At 36.1% G+C, this 617-nt stretch carries 1 protein-coding gene; it reads right to left on the bottom strand.

Annotated elements, in window-relative coordinates; all coding sequences use genetic code 11:
* Window positions 1-253 precede the first annotated feature (253 nt).
* Window positions 254-544, bottom strand: a complete 291-nt coding sequence (locus FJR06_RS04825; protein WP_015079784.1) for a type II toxin-antitoxin system PemK/MazF family toxin — start codon at window positions 542-544, stop codon at window positions 254-256.
* Between the last annotated feature and the right edge of the window lie 73 nt (window positions 545-617).

Here is a 617-nt window from a genome sequence, read left to right as displayed (position 1 = left end):
AGTGGATGTGATTTTTGTTTTTGGGTAGATGAGAAAGTTATCTCATTTTCTATGAGTTGACTTTCTGGTTTTGGATAACGTTTTTTAAGTAATTGAATAAAATCAAGTAGTAAGATTTGCGCTTCTTCTGTTAAGGTGTCAATATCTTGAGATATTTCTGCAATTTTTATTACCATGATTAACTCCTCAATTGAGTAAATTTTTTCGGTATACTCCTATTATAAACTACACCCCAAAGATCCCCGAGTTCTTTTCAAAATTTCTCTATCATATCCAATGTCATGGGTTCAACGCAGATTAAAAGACTATCCACAGAAAGTCCATTTCGTGCTGATATAGGTACTTCAACTACCGCAGGTGAAATGCGGGGGTTATTCAGTTTTGCGGAAGTAAAAGGTAAAACTGTGACTTTGCTGCGTTGGTTGTTAAACAAAGTCCCAGAAATTATCAGTGCTGGACGAGTTTTTTGAATTTCTGTACCTACGGATGGGTTAAATGTTACTATCCAGATGCTTCCCATTCGGTAATCGCTATGTTTTGCCATTCACTTTCCCAACCCAGGGGAAACGCATCTAAATTATCTTGACAGAATACTATATTAGTGCATCAATATGGGA

Origin of the sequence: Dolichospermum sp. UHCC 0352 (genome assembly GCF_009711925.1) — a bacterium.
GTDB lineage: Bacteria > Cyanobacteriota > Cyanobacteriia > Cyanobacteriales > Nostocaceae > Dolichospermum > Dolichospermum lemmermannii.
This window is presented reverse-complemented; position numbering and strand designations above follow the sequence as displayed.